The organism is Mesorhizobium sp. YIM 152430 (genome assembly GCF_029210365.1).
GTDB lineage: Bacteria > Pseudomonadota > Alphaproteobacteria > Rhizobiales > Rhizobiaceae > Aliihoeflea.
The window spans coordinates 40,734-57,200 of sequence record NZ_JARGES010000025.1 but is presented as its reverse complement, the minus strand read 5'-3'; the positions used below and the strand labels follow the sequence as shown (position 1 = coordinate 57,200).

The 16,467-nt window shown below is 63.9% G+C and carries 21 protein-coding genes; 12 read left to right on the top strand and 9 right to left on the bottom strand.

Annotated features, from left to right (window positions below):
• Positions 1 to 234 precede the first annotated feature (234 nt).
• The 6 genes from PZ895_RS07350 to PZ895_RS07325 all read left to right on the top strand — a co-directional run bounded on the left by PZ895_RS07350 (position 235) and on the right by PZ895_RS07325 (position 4,242).
• On the top strand, positions 235 to 1,350 hold the full coding sequence (locus PZ895_RS07350; RefSeq protein ID WP_275838369.1) for a cell wall hydrolase: 1,116 nt from the start codon (positions 235 to 237) through the stop codon (positions 1,348 to 1,350).
• 221 nt (positions 1,351 to 1,571) lie between these two features.
• Complete coding sequence (locus PZ895_RS07345) at positions 1,572 to 1,958, top strand: AtpZ/AtpI family protein (protein ID WP_275838412.1); 387 nt, start codon at positions 1,572 to 1,574, stop codon at positions 1,956 to 1,958.
• A 46-nt stretch (positions 1,959 to 2,004) separates the two neighbouring features.
• Positions 2,005 to 2,754, top strand: a complete 750-nt coding sequence (locus tag PZ895_RS07340) for a F0F1 ATP synthase subunit A (RefSeq protein ID WP_275838368.1) — start codon at positions 2,005 to 2,007, stop codon at positions 2,752 to 2,754.
• Positions 2,755 to 2,845: 91 nt separating this feature from the next.
• On the top strand, positions 2,846 to 3,070 hold the full coding sequence (locus PZ895_RS07335) for a F0F1 ATP synthase subunit C (protein WP_024586321.1): 225 nt from the start codon (positions 2,846 to 2,848) through the stop codon (positions 3,068 to 3,070).
• Between the two features lie 107 nt (positions 3,071 to 3,177).
• Positions 3,178 to 3,753, top strand: a complete 576-nt coding sequence (locus PZ895_RS07330) for a F0F1 ATP synthase subunit B (protein ID WP_275838367.1) — start codon at positions 3,178 to 3,180, stop codon at positions 3,751 to 3,753.
• A gap of 9 nt (positions 3,754 to 3,762) precedes the next feature.
• The gene (locus PZ895_RS07325; RefSeq protein WP_275838366.1) at positions 3,763 to 4,242 is read left to right on the top strand and encodes a F0F1 ATP synthase subunit B; all 480 of its coding nucleotides are present in this window, start codon (positions 3,763 to 3,765) and stop codon (positions 4,240 to 4,242) included.
• 169 nt (positions 4,243 to 4,411) lie between these two features.
• Here PZ895_RS07325 and PZ895_RS07320 read toward each other — a convergent pair whose 3' ends face one another.
• Together PZ895_RS07320 and PZ895_RS07315 are read right to left on the bottom strand one after the other, a co-directional pair.
• On the bottom strand, positions 4,412 to 5,074 hold the full coding sequence (locus tag PZ895_RS07320; RefSeq protein WP_275838365.1) for a ribonuclease HII: 663 nt from the start codon (positions 5,072 to 5,074) through the stop codon (positions 4,412 to 4,414).
• Between the two features lie 131 nt (positions 5,075 to 5,205).
• Positions 5,206 to 6,360 (bottom strand): PA0069 family radical SAM protein, encoded by a 1,155-nt coding sequence (locus tag PZ895_RS07315; RefSeq protein WP_275838364.1) that lies wholly within the window; start codon positions 6,358 to 6,360, stop codon positions 5,206 to 5,208.
• 146 nt (positions 6,361 to 6,506) lie between these two features.
• Between PZ895_RS07315 and PZ895_RS07310 the strand changes: the two genes are divergently transcribed.
• The gene (locus tag PZ895_RS07310) at positions 6,507 to 6,962 is read left to right on the top strand and encodes a glycosyl transferase family 2 (RefSeq protein ID WP_275838363.1); all 456 of its coding nucleotides are present in this window, start codon (positions 6,507 to 6,509) and stop codon (positions 6,960 to 6,962) included.
• Here the strand turns inward: PZ895_RS07310 and moaB are convergent, their stop codons facing one another.
• From moaB to PZ895_RS07280, 6 genes are all read right to left on the bottom strand, one after another.
• On the bottom strand, positions 6,963 to 7,508 hold the full coding sequence (moaB, locus tag PZ895_RS07305; protein ID WP_275838362.1) for a molybdenum cofactor biosynthesis protein B: 546 nt from the start codon (positions 7,506 to 7,508) through the stop codon (positions 6,963 to 6,965).
• Positions 7,505 to 8,395: a 4-(cytidine 5'-diphospho)-2-C-methyl-D-erythritol kinase gene (locus PZ895_RS07300; RefSeq protein ID WP_275838361.1), complete on the bottom strand. Its 891-nt coding sequence runs from the start codon at positions 8,393 to 8,395 to the stop codon at positions 7,505 to 7,507. The genes moaB and PZ895_RS07300 overlap by 4 nt, the downstream gene beginning before the upstream one ends.
• The gene (locus PZ895_RS07295) at positions 8,382 to 8,567 is read right to left on the bottom strand and encodes a hypothetical protein (protein ID WP_024586313.1); all 186 of its coding nucleotides are present in this window, start codon (positions 8,565 to 8,567) and stop codon (positions 8,382 to 8,384) included. Before PZ895_RS07295 ends, PZ895_RS07300 begins: the two co-directional genes overlap by 14 nt.
• A 72-nt stretch (positions 8,568 to 8,639) precedes the next feature.
• Positions 8,640 to 9,494, bottom strand: a complete 855-nt coding sequence (locus PZ895_RS07290) for a S49 family peptidase (protein WP_275838360.1) — start codon at positions 9,492 to 9,494, stop codon at positions 8,640 to 8,642.
• A 64-nt stretch (positions 9,495 to 9,558) separates the two neighbouring features.
• Positions 9,559 to 10,326 (bottom strand): methyltransferase, encoded by a 768-nt coding sequence (locus PZ895_RS07285; protein WP_275838359.1) that lies wholly within the window; start codon positions 10,324 to 10,326, stop codon positions 9,559 to 9,561.
• On the bottom strand, positions 10,323 to 10,544 hold the full coding sequence (locus PZ895_RS07280) for a DUF2007 domain-containing protein (protein ID WP_275838358.1): 222 nt from the start codon (positions 10,542 to 10,544) through the stop codon (positions 10,323 to 10,325). The genes PZ895_RS07285 and PZ895_RS07280 overlap by 4 nt, the downstream gene beginning before the upstream one ends.
• Before the next feature lie 144 nt (positions 10,545 to 10,688).
• Between PZ895_RS07280 and PZ895_RS07275 the strand changes: the two genes are divergently transcribed.
• Entirely contained in the window at positions 10,689 to 11,705 is a 1,017-nt protein-coding gene (locus tag PZ895_RS07275; protein WP_275838357.1) for a polyprenyl synthetase family protein, read from the top strand.
• Between the two features lie 124 nt (positions 11,706 to 11,829).
• On the top strand, positions 11,830 to 13,833 hold the full coding sequence (locus tag PZ895_RS07270) for a tetratricopeptide repeat protein (protein ID WP_275838356.1): 2,004 nt from the start codon (positions 11,830 to 11,832) through the stop codon (positions 13,831 to 13,833).
• 21 nt (positions 13,834 to 13,854) lie between these two features.
• On the opposite strand, the gene PZ895_RS07265 is transcribed toward PZ895_RS07270, so the two are convergent.
• Positions 13,855 to 14,142, bottom strand: a complete 288-nt coding sequence (locus tag PZ895_RS07265) for a hypothetical protein (RefSeq protein ID WP_275838355.1) — start codon at positions 14,140 to 14,142, stop codon at positions 13,855 to 13,857.
• Between the two features lie 135 nt (positions 14,143 to 14,277).
• Here PZ895_RS07265 and PZ895_RS07260 point away from each other — a divergent pair, with 135 nt between their 5' ends.
• From PZ895_RS07260 to PZ895_RS07250, 3 genes are all read left to right on the top strand, one after another.
• A complete protein-coding gene (locus PZ895_RS07260; protein ID WP_275838354.1) occupies positions 14,278 to 15,228 on the top strand; it encodes a glycine--tRNA ligase subunit alpha in 951 nt (316 codons plus the stop codon).
• Entirely contained in the window at positions 15,229 to 15,825 is a 597-nt protein-coding gene (locus PZ895_RS07255; RefSeq protein ID WP_275838353.1) for a cysteine hydrolase family protein, read from the top strand.
• Between the two features lie 66 nt (positions 15,826 to 15,891).
• Positions 15,892 to 16,461, top strand: a complete 570-nt coding sequence (locus PZ895_RS07250; RefSeq protein ID WP_275838352.1) for a LemA family protein — start codon at positions 15,892 to 15,894, stop codon at positions 16,459 to 16,461.
• Positions 16,462 to 16,467: the final 6 nt, after the last annotated feature.

Below are 16,467 nucleotides of genomic sequence, written 5' to 3'. Positions count from 1 at the left end.
GCCTTACTCCTTGGCGAAACGCCGTCTCTTGAGTGATTTGAGGGGACGGGCGACCGTCGGTCATCACCGGGACATGATCGGGCCACTGGCGCTGTCCCAGCGTCATTAACCGCCCATAAAGGTTAATCGATCATTTTTTGCCGGTGTTGGCTTTCAGATGCGTATGGAGCGGGATCATTGCAGGTAAGGCGTTTGTCGCGTCGCTTGAGAAGCGTATTCGAAGGCAGGTCTGCGATGACCCCTGCGCTTTTCGGCATCGGCATCTGGCTGGCCTTTCCCACCGCCGCCGCTTTCCAGGACATGACGAGTTTCGTCTCGGGTCTTGAAACCGGGTCAGGTCGCTGGGGCGCGGTGGTCGAGCAGGCGCAGGCCGGCTCGATCCAGCAGGCGGAGCTTCCCTTCGTCGATGCGACCGTGACCGGCGCGATCGCAGGTGCGGGCTTCAAGGTTCCCGGCCTCGGCACGGTCGCGCTTCGCTCGCAGGATGGCGAAAAGAACATCCGGCCCGACGAGGATCGCGTCAACCGCACGGGCAAGCAGGGCCGACTGTTGAAGATCGCACCTGTCTCTCCGCCGAAATTCTTCAATGCCGGCTCGATCCTCGAGCGCACCTCCTCGCTGCACGATGTCGAGCCTGAGTTTGCGATGGCCTTCGTCAAGCCGGAGATCGAGGGCAAGGAACTCGACATCGCGCTCGCCTTCCATCCCACTCACCGGCCGATCGAGAACGACATGCCGATCGTGCTCGCCTCGCTGGTCACCAACGAGAAGGCCGATATCCTCGCCACCGCCTATGCGCCGGCTGCGCCCAATTATGCGACGGCATCGCCATTCGCGAGCCTCTTGAAAGGCGAGGACCCATCCGATGGCCGTTTCATTCCGCCTATGGCACCGGGCGATCATGCCTGGATGAAGATGCCGCTTCCGCCCCATGTCTTTTCCGACAAGGAGCAGAAGTGCCTGGCCGAGGGCATCTATTTCGAGGCACGCGGCGAGGAGGTGAAGGGACAGGCGGCCGTCGCCCAGGTCATTCTCAACCGCGTGCGTGCCCCGGCCTATCCCAACACGATCTGCGGCGTCGTCTACCAGAACCGCACCTGGCGCAACCGCTGCCAGTTCTCTTTCGCCTGCGACGGCACCAAGCCGCGCGTGACCAGTGCGCCGCACTACAAGCTCGCCTCCGATGTTGCGATGGCGGTCACCGCCGGGAAGATCTTCTTGCCCGAGGTCGGCTCCTCCACCCATTATCATGCCACCTATGTCAGCCCACGCTGGGCGCGTACCATGGACAAGGTGAAGAAGATCGGGCTCCACATCTTCTATCGCACCAAGGGCGGCGGCTGGAGCTGATTGCAGGCCCGCTTGCGCGGTCTGGCGGGGCGATTCTCGGCGCAGGCGCCTGCGCGCATTGTCGCAGTCTGCTAATTGTATGATTTTCCTGGTGAAATCCTGTCCGATTCAATCCGGAGCCGTGGCTTGACTGGCGCGGGTGCCCTGAATATGTTGCGCGCGACTTTGAAGCGGCAAGCCAAGATGGATGCCAGGCGGGTCAGGAGGTTGCGGTGGCCGACATGAACGGGCCAGGCGAAACCGGCCGGACAGGCCCGGAGCCGGATGGCAGCGGAGACGATCTCGAGCGTCGCCGCCGCGAGCTCGACGCCAGGCTGGCGTTGAAGCGACCGGCGAAGGCTGTCGAGGTGGACGGTTCGAAAACCGGCGGAATGGCCGGTATGGGCAAGGCCCTGCGGCTGTCGAGCGAGTTCATCGCCGGCATCGTGGTCGGGGCGGCCATCGGATGGTTCATCGACACGGCGGCGGGCACGACCCCCTGGGGTCTCGTCGTATTTCTTCTGCTCGGATTTGCCGCCGGGGTCCTGAACGTCCTTCGTTCCGCCGGTGTTGTCGCGGAGCGCGGGGTCGAGCCGCCGGAAGGCGGCCGGGGCCGAGACGAAACGTAGTTTTATCCGGCGCGCCTGCGCCGACATTTGTATCGAGGGGCGCCTGATGGCCGAAGATCCGATCCACCAGTTTCAGATCTCCAGATTGATTCCGATCGAGATCGGTGGGCTCGACTTCTCCTTCACCAATTCCGCGCTCTTCATGGTCGCCACCGTCGTGACCACCGGTGCATTCCTCTACCTGACGACGTCGAGCCGCGGCCTCGTGCCGAGCCGCAGCCAGTCGGTGTCTGAAATGTCCTATGAATTCGTCGCCAACATGCTGCGCGACGCGACCGGGCCGCAAGGGATGCGCTTCTTTCCGCTCGTCTTCTCGCTCTTCATGTTCATCCTCGTGGCGAACATGTACGGCATGATTCCGTATTTCTTCACGGTGACGAGCCATCTGATCGTCACCTTCGCGCTTGCCATGATCGTCATGCTGACGCTGGTCGGCTACGGCCTCAAGACGCACGGCGCGCGTTTCTTCAAGCTGTTCGTGCCGCATGGCGTGCCAGGAGTGCTGGTGCCGCTCGTCGCCTCGATCGAGGTCATCTCGTTCCTGTCGCGCCCGATCAGCCTTTCGGTTCGTCTGTTCGCCAACATGCTGGCCGGCCACATCACGCTGAAGGTCTTCGCGGGCTTCGTCACCACCTTGAGCGGCCTTGGCGCGTTCGGCGTCATCGGCGCTGTGCTGCCGCTGCTTTTGACCATCGCGATCACCGGTCTCGAATTCCTCGTCTCGTTCCTGCAGGCTTACGTCTTCGCGGTCCTGACCTGCATGTATCTGAACGACGCCGTCCATCCCGAGCATTGATCGGACGGGGTTAGCCATCACCGGCCCCTGGGCCGAACATCTTCCAACCGGCATGAATGATGCCAAAGCGAATCCAAAAAGGAGTTTCAAAATGGAAGTAGAAGCAGCACGCGCTCTCGGCGCAGGCATCGCCTGCCTCGGCATGGCCGGCACCGCGCTCGGTCTCGGCAACATCTTCGGCAGCTACCTCTCGGGCGCGCTGCGCAACCCGTCGGCAGCCGACGGCCAGTTCGGCCGCCTGATCTTCGGCTTCGCCGTGACGGAAGCTCTGGGCATCTTCTCGCTCCTCATCGCTCTGCTCCTCCTCTTCACGTAAGATGAGGCCCGGCCGGCGGGCGCATCCGCGCCCGCTCGCGCCGTCATTTGCGAGTGCCGAGACCTACCGGTCATTTCATTGACCGGCAACATGAGCAGGGGATGCACATGTTCGTAACGCCTGGATACGCGCAGGAGACAGCTCCCGCCGAAGGCGAATTGCAGACCGAGATCGTGCAGGACGAAGGTCACGGCGAAGCGGGTTTCCCCCCTTTCGACACGTCGACCTACCCGTCCCAGCTTCTTTGGCTGGCGATCACATTCGGCCTGTTCTACCTCTTCTTGCAGAAGGTCGTGCTCCCGAGGATCGGCAACATCCTCGAGGTGCGCCGCGACCGCATTGCTCATGATCTCGATCAGGCGGCGCGCAACAAGGAAGAAGCCGACGCGGCGGTCGCCGCCTACGAGCAGGAACTGGCCGACGCCCGCGTCAAGGCGCACGGTATCGCCCAGGAGGCGCAGGACGCCGCCAAGGCCGATGCCGAAGCCGAGCGCAAATCGGTCGAGGCCGATCTCGAGCAGAAACTGGTCGAGGCCGAGCGTCGCATCGCAACCGTGCGCGAGACGGCCATGAAGGATGTGGGCACGATCGCCGAGGATACCGCCGGCGCCATCGTCGAGGCGCTCATCGATCGCAAGCCCGACGACGCGGCGGTTGCCGCGGCGGTCAGCCAGGTTCGATAGGAGCCAGCCATGGACGCAACATTCTGGGCCACAGTCGCCCTCGTCATCTTCCTCGGGTTGATCGTCTATCTCAAGGTGCCGGGCAAGATCGCCGGAGCGCTCGATCAGCGCGCCGAGCGCATCCGCAACGAACTCGAAGAGGCTCGCCGCCTGCGCGAAGAAGCGCAGCAGCTCCTCGCCGAGTATCAACGCAAGCGCAAGGAAGCCGAGCAGGAAGCGGGCGACATCGTCGCCGCCGCCAAGCGTGAGGCGAACCACCTTGTCGAGGAAGCCAAGGCGCGGACGCAGGAATATGTCGCCCGTCGCACCGCTCTCGCCGAGCAGAAGATCGCCCAGGCCGAACGCGACGCCGTCAACGCCGTCCGCTCCAATGCTGTCGACATCGCCGTCGCCGCCGCAGCCCGACTGCTTGACGAACGCGCCGATGCCGACGTCAAGGCGCAACTCTTCAAATCGTCCCTCGACGACGTGAAGGCCCGCATGAACTGACAATTGTCGGAATCGACTTTCGAAAGACCCCGCCCGGCGGGGTTTTTTTGTTTCATTGATGAGGGCGTTTCCTCGCCCCCATGCAATTGGAGAGAGGTGGCTCGGGCGAAGCCCGAGACGGAGAGGGGGCAGCCGAAAATGAAGTCTGCGGCTTTGAACGAAAGCGGTCCTACTCCGCCGCGTCCAGCCGAAACGGCGCAAACGACAATCGGTGCAGCCGCGTCAGCGGCCCATGCGCCTCGATCGCCGTGCGATGGCGCACGGTCGCATAGCCCATATGCACCTCGAACCCGTATGACACATGGATCGTCGCCGTCCGCGACATCATCCGGTCGCGCGTCACCTTGGCGATGATCGACGCCGCCGCGATCGACTGCGAACGCTGGTCACCCTTGACCACCGCCTTGCCGTCGCATTTCAGGCCCGGCGGTATGTCCCGCCCATCCGCAAGCACCAGCTTCGGCTCAACCGCCAAAAGCGTCACCGCCCGGCACATGGCTTCGAGGCTCGCCTTGCGGATATCGCTGCAATCGATGGAAGCGGCCGACACCGATGCGACCGACACCGCCAACGCCTTCTTCAGGATCTCGTCGAACAGCGCCTCGCGCTCGCCATGCGTCATGCGCTTGGAATCGTCGAGACCTTTCGGAATGCGTTTCGGATCGAGGACCACGGCAGCCGCGACGACGGGTCCGGCAAGCGGTCCACGTCCGGCCTCGTCGGTTCCGCAGACGGGCCACAGTCCTTCCCGTTCGGCGGCGCGTTCCATCCGGAAATCCGGACGGACGGGCAGGTCGAAGAGAAGCGGAGAATCGGAGCGCGGGCGAGCCATGTTGCGGCAATGCTCGCATTGCGTCCGATTCTCCGCAAGTCCTTCCCGTCCGTGGGGCGGGGCGGGAAGGGCACCGTCGGGCAATGATTGGGGACAAGCCGGACGGAGACGGAAAATGACGAGAGAAGCGGCTAAAGCAGCGTCAACTGCTCTCCTTGCTTGAGAGGAGCGACGAAAAGGTCGGTCCGCAGCTTCAGCCTTTGCGTATTGAGGCCGAGCCGCTTGGCGGCGAGTTCGAACCGCCGACCGATCTGCCAGGCATAGGGACCTGCCCCCTTCATCCGCTTGCCGAATTCGGCATCATAGTCCTTGCCGCCGCGCATCGAGCGTACCAGCGACATCACATGTCGATAGCGGTCCGGATAATGCTGTAGCAGCCAGTCCTTGAAGATCGAGCTGACCTCGAGCGGCAGGCGCAGGATGACGTAGCCGGCTTCCTTGGCCCCGGCAGCGGCGGCCGAATCCAGAATGCGCTCCATCTCGGCATCGTTGAGGCCGGGAATGACCGGACCGATCATCACCGAGGTCGGGATGCCCGCTTCCGAGAGCGCTCGGACAGCTTCGAGCCTGCGCGGCGGCGTCGCTGCACGCGGTTCCATCGCCCGCGCAAGCTTCCGGTCGAGCGTCGTCACCGACAGCGCGACCTTGGCTAGGCCTTTTTCGGCCATGCGCGACAGGATGTCGATGTCGCGCATGACGAGCGCCGACTTGGTGACGATACCGACCGGATGGTTGTGCCGTTCGAGCACTTCCAGCAACTCGCGCATGATGCGCCATTCTCTTTCGATCGGTTGGTAGGGGTCGGTGTTGGTGCCGATCGCGATCGTCTTCGGCAGGTAGCCGTCCTTGGACAGTTCCTTTTCCAGAAGGCGCGGCGCGTCCGGCTTGGCGAAGAGTTTCGATTCGAAGTCGAGCCCGGCCGACAGCCCCATATAGCTGTGCGTCGGCCGCGCGAAGCAGTAAACGCAGCCATGCTCGCATCCGCGATAGGGGTTGATCGAGCGATCAAAGGAAATGTCGGGCGAATCGTTCCGGGTGATGATCGTGCGCGGCTTCTCGATCTGCACGTCGGTCTTGAACGGCGGCAGTTCCTCGAACGAGTTCCAGCCATCGTCGAAGACGTGACGTTCGAACTTCTCGAACCGCACGCTGGGATTGACGCCGGCACCGCGCCCGCGCCGCCTGTCCGGCACCACGCGCAGGCCGCTTTCCTCGATCATCGCATTGGCCATATGCGCATCTCCGCTTGTGAAAGCGGCAACGTCGGCTCGTCTGATCTGTTCCATGTCGCTCTCCTGGCGCCGCTTTGCCGGCGGGTCGGGAATCGGCTTTTCGATGAAACAATTCCTATTCGGCGAAAAAGAACAAAGCAAGAACTTTCTTCGTCCGACCGGTGTCTGGCCACCTCATTCCGACTGCGCTATTGAAGGGCATGATTTCGGTTCTGATCGAGACGAAAGACGACGAGGAAGGGCTGGCAAAGACGCTGGCCTCGCTCGTGTCCGGTGCCGTCGAAGGGCTGGTGCGGGAGGTCATCGTCTGCGATCTTGGCTCGTCCGATGGCACGGAAACGGTGGCCGAACATGCGGGTTGCATCTTCCTTGCGGGAACACGCTGCGAGGAAGCGGTGGCCGGGGCGCGAAGCGAATGGGTGTTGATGCTGAAGCCCGGTGCGCGTCTCGCTCCCGGCTGGGTGGAAGCGGCGCGCGAGCATGTCGCGGCCGCCGAGAGTCCGGCCATCTTCTCCCGCTCGCGCCAGTCGGAACTGCCGTTCTGGTCGAAATGGCTGAAGCGGCGCGAACGCTTCGCCGAGGGCCTTCTGATGCGCAGGACGTCTTCGATGAAGGTCAGGCCGCTTCGCCTGCGCGCCGAAATCCACGCGGTCTGATCAGACGATCTGGCCGGCTCCGCGCTTCAGGTGCTCGTCGAGCCGCGGCATGATTTCCACGAAATTGCACGGCATGTGCCGATAGTCGAACTGGTCCTTCAGGATGCCGTCCCAGGCGTCGCGGCAGGCGCCCGGCGAGCCCGGCAGGACGAAGACGAAGGTCTGGTTCAAGAGCCCGGCCGTCGCCCGGCTCTGGATTGTCGAGGTCCCGATCTTGTCGGCCGAGATCTTGTGGAACAGCACCGAGAACCCCTCCATGCGCTTCTCGAACAGCGGTTCGAGCGCTTCGGGCGTCACGTCGCGCCCGGTAAAGCCGGTGCCGCCTGTGGTGATGATCGCGTCGATCGTCTCGTCTCGGGCCCACGAGTTGACCTTGGCGCGGATCGCGGCGATGTCGTCCTTGACGATTTCGCGCGCGCCGAGCGCATGTCCGGCAGCCCGGATTCGCTCGACAAGCGTCGCGCCGGACTTGTCCTCATCGAGATCGCGTGTGTCCGATATGGTCAGCACGGCGAAAGTGACGGGTATGAAGGGGCGTTCGCTCATGGTTCGATCCGTCTCCTGAAGCTTCTCGAGGCATGGCTTTTCGTTGCGACCACGAACCACGAACCCTTCTCGGTCCGCATTCGTTCCGCCGCCCGTTCTGCCTCGTCAATATCTGCGAATACGCCGAAGCACGTCGCGCCCGACCCCGACATCCGCGCAAAAAGCGCGCCCGAACCTTCCAGCAAGTCGAGGCATTGGCCGATCTGCGGCGCATAGGCGATGGCCGGCGCCTGAAGGTCGTTGCGCGTTTCACGCAGCCAGTCGATCACATCGTCACCCGGCAATCCTGCCAGCGGCGCATTGTCGGACGAGGGCAGACGGCGGAAGATTTCCGGTGTCGGCACATCGACGCCGGGATTGGCCAGAACCAGCGCCAGCGCCGGAAAATCCGGCACGAGATCGATTTCTTCGCCGACCCCTCGTGCCCGCAACGGCTCGGCCGCAAGGCACATCGGCAGGTCGGCGCCGAGTTTCAGTGCGATCCCGGTCAGGTCGTCATCCGCCCCCGCCATCCCGGCCAGAAATGCCGCAGCGTCGCTCGATCCCCCGCCGATACCGGAAGCCGGCGGCAAATTCTTGGTCAGACGCACCGCCAGCGGCTCGCCCGCTCCATGCGTCAGGCGCAGCGCATCGCGGGCCTTGAGGACGAGATTGCGTCCATCGGTCGGCACGCCTACGGCAAACGGTCCGATCGCCTCGAAACTGTCGCCCTTGGCGGGCGCGATCTCCAACTCGTCGCCGAACTGCGTGAACACGACGAGCGAATCGAGCAGGTGATAGCCGTCCGCGCGCTTGCCGGTCACATGCAGCGCGATATTGATCTTTGCCGGCGCGCGCAGGCGCAGCCGCTCGATCACGCCGGCCGTGCCCGATTCAGTCCTTGGCAACCCGGTACTCGCCGGTCGCCGGATCCTTGACGAGCGTACCGATCGCGCCTGTGCGCGCTTCGCTCTCGTTGCGGCGCGCGCGCGCCGTGATCTTCTCGGCTTCGCGAATGAAGCGCCGGTAGCCGAGCACTGCTGCGGCGCCGACGGCCGCGAAGAAAAGTAGCTGGGGCATTGCGATCATCCGCTCCCGATCATCACGCGACGGGCATGACAGAACATATACTAGGCATTTTCGTGATCGCTATCAAAGCCCGTAACGGCTCCAAAGCGCCCGTTCGCTCGCCGTGTCGACAATGCCCTGCGCGGCCGAATGCGCGATTTCCTGGCTCAGCCCGCCAATTCCGAGTTTTCGTCCGAAAAGGCCGCGCGGCATGGTGATGAGCTGCATCCGCGTCTTGTCACCGAAGCGATCCTTCAGGACCTGCCGCATGTCTCCCAGATGATCGACGAGGCCGAGTTCCAGCCCCTTGCGTCCGCTCCAGAAAAGACCCGTGAAAAGGTCGGGATGCTCAGTGAGCTTGACACCGCGCCGCTCGCGCACGAGCTCGATGAAGGTCTCGTGAACCTCGAGTTGAAGTGCCTTCAGCTTTTCGATGTCCTCCGGCCGTTCCGGTTTGAACGGGTCGAGCACCGACTTGTTCTGCCCGGCCGTATGCACCCGTCGTTCGACGCCGATCTTCTTGATCAGATCCTGGAAGCCGAAGGAGGCCGAGACGACGCCGATCGAGCCGACGATGGAGGAGGGGTCGGAGATGATCTCGTCGCCGGCGCAGGCGATCATGTACCCGCCCGAGGCCGCCACATCCTCGACGAAGACCAGCACGGTCTTCTTCTTTTCCTCGGCAAGGTCGCGGATGCGCTTGTAGATCAGTCGCGACTGGACGGGCGATCCGCCGGGCGAGTTGAGCGAGATCGCGACGGCCGGTGCATCGGGAACGGCGAAAGCCTTTTCGATCAGCCCGGCCGTCGTCGCGAGCGAAAGGCTCTGCCGGAGCGGGCTTGCGCCCGACATGATCGCGCCATGCAGCCGGATCACCGGAATGGTGACGGCGGTGGAGCGCAGCGATTTCGGGAGGATCTTGTTGACGAGGCGTCGCACGTTCGGTCGGTCTCCTGTTGCCCTCTCCATGTAGGGCTCGTGCGGCCTTCCGCAATGCGCCTGCCTATTGCGGATAAAGCGCGCGCTCGCCATTGACCGCCGCATCCGCCTCGGGCGTGAACGCGTTGCCGGTTTCGCCATGCAGCGTGAGCGGCGGCCCGATCGAGAGGGCGCCGCGCTGTCCGCGCCATGCGCGCAACACGATGCGGATCGCCGCTTTGCCGGGGCGCGGGTGTATTGGCATCAGTTCGGCGCTGCCGAAGCGACCCTCGATCGCCGCCAGCATGTCTCCGATCGAGCCGGGGCGGGCGATGATCGCCAGCCCGCCGCGCGGCCTCACGATTGCAGTGGCCGTGCGAACCCAGTCCTCGAACAACCCGTCCGTCATGACATGCGCGGCCCTGCGCAGCGCGTCGGGTGACGAACGGTCGACGGCATCGTTATAGGGCGGATTCATGATGGCGAAGTCGCAGCAATTGTCGCCGAGTCCTGCCGCCATCCGCGCCTTTCCGCGCAAGGTCACATCGGTCTCGATCACGCTTGCCCGATTGCCCATCGCAATGTTCTCGGGAAGCGCCAGCGTCGCGCGCGCAAATGACGCCATGTCCGCCTCGCGCTCGACGAGCAGGGCGACGGCCTTGCGACAGCGTGAAAGCACCGCGAACCCGGCCGCGCCCGCGCCGGCGCCGAGATCGGCGACCCGGCCTTCAAATCCGTCCGGCACGGCTGCCGCCAGCAGCATGGCGTCGAGCCCTGCGCGATGCCCGCGGCCGGCCGGCTGGACGAGATGAAACCGTCCCCGGTGAAACGCATCGATCGTCTTCGATGTCACGGCTTGAGTTCGTCGACGATACCGGCATCCGTGAGGACGCGCCGCGCCTGCGCGTGATCGTCGTCGACGACCATCACCCTGCGCGGCAGGATGCCGAGTGAGCCTTCGAGAATGCTCATATTCTGGTCCGCGACGAAGAAATCGATATCGGCGTCCCGCAGAAGGCTCTCCACGAAGGAGATGAGAACGATATCGTTGGTGCGCATCAGTTCCTTCATGGCTTCCCTTCGCTTGCTTTCCTTCCTTGTAGCGAGCCGCCGGATGGCCTGAAACCCCGGTCTTGCGCCAATTCGCCTCTTGCCCGCAATAAGGCGCCGCCATAAGGTCCGCGCCGAACCCGGCAGAGCCCTTGGGAGACGATTTTGAGCGTAGTAGTGAATATCGGCAGCACGCGCGAGGACACGGCATCGATCGATGCGCTGTTGGACATCACGCGCGCCGATATGGCCAAGGTGAACGAACTGATCCTCGCCAAGGCCGGCTCCAATGTCGAGATGATCCCGCAGATCGCCAATCACCTCATTTCGTCGGGTGGCAAGCGCCTGCGGCCGATGATGACGCTCGCAGCCGCGCAGATGTTCGGCTATTCCGGCGACGGCCATGTCAAGCTCGCCATGGCGGTCGAGTTCATGCACACCGCGACGCTGCTCCATGACGACGTCGTCGACGAGAGCGCGCTTCGCCGCGGCAAGAGCACCGCGCGCATGATCTGGGGAAACCAGGCGAGCGTTCTGGTCGGCGACTACCTGCTCGGGCAGGCCTTCCGTGTCATGGTCGATGTCGGTTCGCTCGACGCGCTCGACGTCCTGTCCTCCGCCGCCTCGGTCATCGCCGAGGGCGAGGTGATGCAGCTCGGCGTCGCCAAGAATCTCGAGACCACCGAGGACGACTATCTGGCTGTCATCAAGGCGAAGACCGCCGCGCTCTTTTCCGCCGCCGCCGAAGTTGGCCCGATTATCGCCGGAGCCTCGAAGTCTGAAAGGGCTGCGCTGCGTTCCTACGGCGTCAATCTCGGTCTTGCCTTCCAACTCGTCGACGATGCGCTCGACTATGGCGGCAACGCCAAGGATCTGGGCAAGAATGTCGGCGACGACTTCCGCGAAGGCAAGGTGACGCTGCCCGTCATCTTGAGCTTCCGACGCGGTACGCCGGACGAGCGCGCCTTCTGGAAGAGCGCCATCGAGAACGCCGAGAGCGACGACGCCGCCCTCGAAAAGGCGCGCGGCCTGATGGTCAAATACGGTGCGATCAACGACACCATTGCCCGCGCCCGCCATTTCGGCGCCATCGCGCGCGATGCGCTGGCTCCGCTGCCTGACAGCGGCCACAAGCACGCGCTCGTCGACGTCATCGATTTCTGCATCAGCCGCGTGTCGTAGGCGTGTTTCGTGTGCGGGTGACCGGAACGTGAAAGAGGGGCGATTGAAGCGCGACCCCAAAAAGGCCATGCTTTGCATGAACGCCTAGCCCTCGAACCGGGCAACCCGATCAGGAAGGGAAGCGATGCCGCGCTCCACCGATAAAGTCCTTGCAGCCCTTGCACTTGCGTTCGGGCTGACGACCGCCATCCCCGCATTCGCGCAGGATGGCGCCGCCGGGCAGGACCGAATCAGCGTCAACTCCTTCTCAGGCGCCTATCTCGCCGCCCGCGCGGCCGAGGTCGACAATGATGTGAACCGAGCCATCGCCTACTATCAGCGGGCGCTGGCCTTCAGCCCGACCGACGAGGCGATCCAGCAGAGCCTGATGATGCTTCTGATTTCGCGCGGGGATTTCGACGAGGCGCTGACGCTCGCGGAGGATCTGCGCGACACGCCCGACATCGAGCGTTTTTCAAGGCTCGCGCTGGCTGTCGATGCGATACGTTCGGATCGGAGTGACGAGGCGCTCGAACTTCTCGAATTTTCGCAGGCATCCGATCTCGACCGGCTCATAACGTCGATCATGCGCGCCTGGGTGGAGGCCGGATCGGGTGAGGTCGATGCCGCTTTAGCGCGGCTCGACGCCGTCGAGGGGCCGCCCTGGTACGCGCTCTTCGTCAATTACCACCGTGCGCTCATTGCAGCCGATGCTGGCCGCAACGATGTCGCCGAGCAGGCGTTTTCCGCGACGACCATCAGCATCGAGGCTGGCGGCGCTGCGCCTGAAGTGTTCTTGCGTGCGCATGAAGCCTATGCCCGTTTCCGTGCCGGAAACGGCGATACGGACACCGCGCTCGACATCCTTGCGAAGGCGGACGAACTCGCCCCGGACCGCGTGACCGTCGTCGCTCTTCGCGAGACCATCGAGGCGGGTGGGGAAATCGCGCCGCTCGTTGCCGGAACCGAGGCGGGCGCCGCCGAAATCCTGCTCAATCTTTCCACCGCGCTCAATCGGGGCGGCGGCGAGGCGTTCGTGCGGCTTTATCTTCGCTATGCGCTGGCACTCCAGCCTTCGAGCGACGCCGTGCTTCTTCAACTCGGCGGCATCGCAGAAATGCAACGCAACGCCGAAGAGGCGATCGAGATCTACGGCCGCATTCCCGAGGATTCGCCGATCCGTCAGGTCTCCGAATTGCAGGTCGGTCTCAACCTTGCAGATCTCGACCGCCATGACGAGGCGGTCGAGCATCTCGAACCGCTTCTCGAAGCTGCGCCCGACGACCGCCGCGCCTATCTGGCGCTTGGCGGCGTCTACGCCTCGCAGCAGAAATTCGCGGAAGCAGCCGAGGTATACGATCGCGCGATAGCACGCATCGAAACGCCCGTCGAAGCGGACTGGAACCTCTACTACCAGCGCGGCATCGCCTATGAGCGCATCAAGCAGTGGGACAAGGCTGAGCCGAATTTCAATCAGGCGCTCGAACTTTATCCCGACCATCCGCAGGTTCTCAATTATCTCGGCTATTCGTGGGTCGACATGAACATGAACCTTGAGGAGGGGCTGGCGCTCATTCAAAAAGCTGTCGAACTGCGCCCGAGCGACGGCCACATCGTCGATTCGCTGGGCTGGGCCTATTACCGCTTGGGACGATACGAGGAAGCGGTGACCGAACTCGAACGCGCCGTCAATCTGCTGCCCAGCGACCCGATCCTGAACGATCATCTTGGCGATGCCTACTGGCAGGTCGGCCGCCGTCTCGAAGCGACGTTCCAATGGAGCCACGCGCGCGATCTCGAGCCCGAGGATGACCTGCTCGAGGACATCAATCGCAAGCTGCGCGAAGGTCTGGTCGAGGCTGCCGCCGAGCCGGAAGACGAGCAGGACTTCGCCAGCCTCGCAACCGAGGCCGAGATATCCGCCGCCCCCGAAGCACCCGCCGCGCAGGTCGCGGCCAGCGCGCCCGCCGCCACGGCCTTGCCCGAGGCGACCCACGCGGTCGGACCCGGCCAGTCGCTCTGGGACATCGCCCGCGAGCGCCTCGGCGACGGAAACCGCTACCGCGAAATCCTCGACCTGAACCCGGACCTGAGCGGGAATCCCAATCTGCTACGGCCCGGCCAGACGCTTATACTCCCGCAGAATTGAGGCCGAGCCCACGCGCCGGTCCTACCCGCCATATCGCGGCGTAACCGGGCACTGCACCCACTGCCCGTTCTCGCGGATCGAGCATTGAAGCCGTGTTTCGGACAGGTTGCGCGCCGCGGGATTGGTCTTCGAGCACACGCAATTCGTCTCCGGCAAGCGCACCACGTCGCAGGCGGGAGTCACGCAAAGATAGCCGGTCACCGGATCGTTCTGATAGCCGTCGCTGCCGCCGGTCGGAAAGTTCTGCGCCAGTGCTGCGCCACCGATGAGAATAGCGGCGGCGAAGGTCGCAAGAAATGTCGTCTTCATGGAATGCCTCCTGTCTGTCTCGTCAATCTGGCGCGCCGGCCGCAACTTGCAAGCGCCATCGCAAGCCAACTGGACGCACGGCGCCTCGATGCTGTAGACCTCCCGCAATGACGAGAGGCGAACACGAAGAGTTTCATGACAGCGCCCCACATGCATCCCTCGCGCTCCTTCCAGGGGCTCATCCTGGCACTGCACGACTACTGGGCCGACTATGGCTGCGTGGTCCTGCAACCCTATGACATGGAGGTCGGCGCGGGTACGTTCCATCCCGCCACCACCTTGCGCTCGCTGGGTCCCAGGCCCTGGAATGCGGCCTATGTCCAGCCTTCGCGCCGGCCCAAGGATGGCCGCTACGGCGAGAATCCGAACCGGTTGCAGCACTATTATCAATATCAGGTGATCCTGAAGCCGAATCCTCCCAACCTCCAGGAACTCTATCTGGGCTCGCTGAAGGCCATCGGCCTCGATCCGCTGGTCCACGACATCCGCTTCGTCGAGGACGACTGGGAAAGCCCGACGCTCGGTGCCTGGGGCCTCGGCTGGGAATGCTGGTGCGACGGTATGGAAGTCTCGCAGTTCACCTATTTCCAGCAGGTCTGCGGCATCGAATGCGCGCCGGTTTCAGGCGAACTGACCTACGGTCTCGAGCGTCTCGCCATGTATGTGCAGGGCGTCGACAACGTCTACGACCTGAACTTCAACGGCCGCGATGGCGCGGAAAAAGTCACCTATGGCGACGTTTTCCTGCAAGCCGAGCAGGAATATTCACGCCACAATTTCGAACATGCCAATACGGCGATGCTGTTCAGGCATTTCGAGGATGCGGAAGCCGAATGTCGGGCTTTGCTCGATGCCGGCGCGCCGAAGGCAGGCGACAATGCGACGCTCCACAAGATGGTCCTGCCGGCCTATGATCAGGCCATCAAGGCATCCCACGTCTTCAATCTTCTCGATGCGCGCGGCGTGATCTCCGTCACCGAGCGCCAGAGCTACATCCTGCGCGTGCGCAATCTGGCCAAAGCCTGCGGCGAAGCGTTTCTCCTGACCGACGCCGGTGGCGCCAATCTCAAGTTGGAAACCGCATAGATGGCAAAGACACTGCTCGAACTCGCCGGCGCCGATCTAACGCCGCCCGCCCTGTCCGATACCGCGCTCGTCGTCATCGACGCGCAGCGCGAATATGTCGACGGCAAACTGCCTTTGCCGGGCGCAGCAATCGCGCTCGCCAACATCGCCCGTCTGCTGGAAAAGGCCCGCGCGGCCGGCGCGCCCGTCATCCATGTCCAGCACAAGGGCAAGGCCGGCGGCCTCTTCGATCCCGCAACGACCTCCTTCGCGCTCGCCGATCAGGCTGCGGCGAAAGACGGCGAATCCGTCGTCGAAAAGGGCCTGCCCAACGCCTTCGCCGGCACGAATCTGAAAGACGTTCTCGACGCCACCGGCCGCAAGCGCCTCGTCCTCGCCGGCTTCATGACGCATATGTGCGTTTCCTCGACGGCCCGCGCCGCGCTCGACCTCGGCTTCCAGACCGTCGTCGTCTCCGACGCCTCTGGCACCCGCGATCTGCCGGTTCCCGGCGACGACGGCGAGGTGCTGACCGCCGGCGATCTCCACCGCGCCGAACTCGCCATGCTCGCCGACCGCTTCGCCATCGTCTGCACCACGGACCAACTCGCTGCGTGATCCGGCCGCTTCCCTTGTTTTGAGGGAAAGGCTAGCTTGCGGTCCTCATCAAACGGGACGCGCATCATGGATTTCGGCATCGGCACCATTCTCATCATTCTTCTGGTGCTGGTCGCCGGCTACGCGGTCGTCACTTATAACGGCCTCGTGCGTGCCCGCCAGTTGGTGCGCGAGGCGTGGAGCGGCATCGACGTCCAGTTGAAGCGCCGCGCCGATCTGATCCCGAACCTGATCGAGACGGTGAAGGGCTACGCTACCCACGAGCGCGGCACTTTCGAGGAGGTGACGGAACTGCGCGCCCGCGCCCAGAGCCTTCCCGCCGGCGACGTCGCCGGCCGTGCGCAGGTCGAAGGAATGCTCTCCCAGGCGCTTGGCCGCCTGCTCGCCGTCGCCGAAGCCTATCCGGACCTGAAGGCCAACCAGAACTTCATGCAACTCCAGACGACGCTGGAAACGCTCGAAGGCGAAATCCAGATGTCCCGCCGCTACTACAACGGCGCCGCCCGCGATCTGAACATCAAGGTCGAGAGTTTCCCGTCCAACCTCGTCGCCGGCGCCTTCAGCTTCGAAAAAGCCGACTATTTCGAGATCGAGAACCCGCAGGATCGCGTCGTGCCCCAGGTCTCCTTCTCCTGAGCCTTC

Excerpts from the sequence above, each read along its gene's own strand:
- PZ895_RS07350 (WP_275838369.1), top strand. The coding sequence starts at position 235 with ATGACCCCTGCGCTTTTCGGCATCGGCATCTGGCTGGCCTTTCCCACC.
- PZ895_RS07345 (WP_275838412.1), top strand. The coding sequence starts at position 1,572 with ATGAACGGGCCAGGCGAAACCGGCCGGACAGGCCCGGAGCCGGATGGC.
- PZ895_RS07340 (WP_275838368.1), top strand. The coding sequence starts at position 2,005 with ATGGCCGAAGATCCGATCCACCAGTTTCAGATCTCCAGATTGATTCCG.
- PZ895_RS07335 (WP_024586321.1), top strand. The coding sequence starts at position 2,846 with ATGGAAGTAGAAGCAGCACGCGCTCTCGGCGCAGGCATCGCCTGCCTC.
- PZ895_RS07330 (WP_275838367.1), top strand. The coding sequence starts at position 3,178 with ATGTTCGTAACGCCTGGATACGCGCAGGAGACAGCTCCCGCCGAAGGC.
- PZ895_RS07325 (WP_275838366.1), top strand. The coding sequence starts at position 3,763 with ATGGACGCAACATTCTGGGCCACAGTCGCCCTCGTCATCTTCCTCGGG.
- PZ895_RS07320 (WP_275838365.1), bottom strand. The coding sequence starts at position 5,074 with ATGGCTCGCCCGCGCTCCGATTCTCCGCTTCTCTTCGACCTGCCCGTC.
- PZ895_RS07315 (WP_275838364.1), bottom strand. The coding sequence starts at position 6,360 with ATGGAACAGATCAGACGAGCCGACGTTGCCGCTTTCACAAGCGGAGAT.
- PZ895_RS07310 (WP_275838363.1), top strand. The coding sequence starts at position 6,507 with ATGATTTCGGTTCTGATCGAGACGAAAGACGACGAGGAAGGGCTGGCA.
- moaB (WP_275838362.1), bottom strand. The coding sequence starts at position 7,508 with ATGAGCGAACGCCCCTTCATACCCGTCACTTTCGCCGTGCTGACCATA.
- PZ895_RS07295 (WP_024586313.1), bottom strand. The coding sequence starts at position 8,567 with ATGCCCCAGCTACTTTTCTTCGCGGCCGTCGGCGCCGCAGCAGTGCTC.
- PZ895_RS07280 (WP_275838358.1), bottom strand. The coding sequence starts at position 10,544 with ATGAAGGAACTGATGCGCACCAACGATATCGTTCTCATCTCCTTCGTG.
- PZ895_RS07270 (WP_275838356.1), top strand. The coding sequence starts at position 11,830 with ATGCCGCGCTCCACCGATAAAGTCCTTGCAGCCCTTGCACTTGCGTTC.
- PZ895_RS07265 (WP_275838355.1), bottom strand. The coding sequence starts at position 14,142 with ATGAAGACGACATTTCTTGCGACCTTCGCCGCCGCTATTCTCATCGGT.
- PZ895_RS07260 (WP_275838354.1), top strand. The coding sequence starts at position 14,278 with ATGACAGCGCCCCACATGCATCCCTCGCGCTCCTTCCAGGGGCTCATC.
- PZ895_RS07255 (WP_275838353.1), top strand. The coding sequence starts at position 15,229 with ATGGCAAAGACACTGCTCGAACTCGCCGGCGCCGATCTAACGCCGCCC.
- PZ895_RS07250 (WP_275838352.1), top strand. The coding sequence starts at position 15,892 with ATGGATTTCGGCATCGGCACCATTCTCATCATTCTTCTGGTGCTGGTC.